Below are 1160 nucleotides of genomic sequence, written 5' to 3' on the forward strand. Positions count from 1 at the left end.
GCTTTCTATGTTGTTTAAAGCGCATTCATTTTCAAGCTTAGTGGCATCAAAATTTTTACCCCAAGAAAATAAAATACAAAATAAAAGTAGAATTACCTTTTTCATTTTTTAACTCCAAAAATTTCTATCATTTTATAAAATTTAACTCTATTTTTACTCTAAATTTTTCAAATTTTGCTAACATTTCGGCTTTTATCAAGGCAAAAATTTGACATTTAACTACGTTTTTAAACTATCCATTCCTATTTTTATGGGCTATTTCCCGCTTGGTGTCGCCTTTGGCGTGCTGGCAAAAAGCATGGGAGTTAGCGCATTTATAGCTGTGGCACTTAGCACATTAGCTTATGGCGGCGCAGCGCAGTTTATGATGCTCTCGCTCTTTAGTGTTGGCACGAGCTACATTGAGGTCTTTATCGTGAGCTATCTTGTAAATTTGCGTCATACTTTTTATGGAATTTCACTTTTAAAAGAGTACAGCGGTATCAAATTTAAGCTTTTAAACATCGCTTTGCTAACAGATGAGACCTTTGCGATATTTAAAAATTTAAAGCTAAAAGATGCGAGTGATCGAAGTTTTGTCTTTGCCTGGCTAAATCTTTTATCTTGGTCTTACTGGGCAGCTGGGACGCTGCTTGGAGCGATACTTGGTGATTTTATAAAGACCGATACAAGGGGACTTGAGTTTAGCTTAACAGCGCTTTTTACAGTAGTCGTCATCGAGATGTTTAAAAATGACAAAAACTACCGCGTGCTCTTTGCTGCGGTCTTTTTTGGCGTGCTTGGAGTGAGCCTCTTTCCAGCTAAATTTGTGCTGGTTGGCTCGATGGCACTTTGTTTTGTATTTTTGCTTTTGTTTAAGGATAAAATTTGATAAGTGCAAGCTCAAGTGAAATGGTGCTTTTTGTGGCGGTGCTTTTAAGTGCTCTAGCTACTTTTATAACGAGAGCAACGCCGTTTTATGTACTGAAAAACTATAAGCCAAACCCTTATTTAGACGCCATTGAGAAGCATATGGGTATGATGATAATGGTCGTTTTGGTCTGCTATGGCTTAAAAGATACGAAATTTAGCGAGTTTCCTTATGGCTTAAGCGAGATAGTAGCAGTTTTTACAGCTATTTTGATGCATTTAAAATTTAAAAATACCCTTCTTAGCATAGT

Annotated in this window: 2 protein-coding genes; both read left to right on the forward strand. The window is 36.6% G+C overall.

What is annotated here, in order from left to right; genetic code table 11:
• Window positions 1-208: 208 nt before the first annotated feature.
• Window positions 209-871 carry an AzlC family ABC transporter permease gene (locus FZ949_RS07010; RefSeq protein ID WP_103580539.1) on the forward strand — a complete coding sequence of 221 codons (663 nt, stop codon included), beginning with the start codon at window positions 209-211 and terminating at the stop codon, window positions 869-871.
• On the forward strand, window positions 868-1160 hold a 293-nt coding region (locus tag FZ949_RS07015; RefSeq protein ID WP_148790314.1), incomplete at its 3' end, for a branched-chain amino acid transporter permease. The genes FZ949_RS07010 and FZ949_RS07015, both read left to right, overlap by 4 nt.

Origin of the sequence: Campylobacter concisus (assembly GCF_902460545.1) — a bacterium.
In the GTDB taxonomy this organism is placed as follows: domain Bacteria; phylum Campylobacterota; class Campylobacteria; order Campylobacterales; family Campylobacteraceae; genus Campylobacter_A; species Campylobacter_A concisus_AE.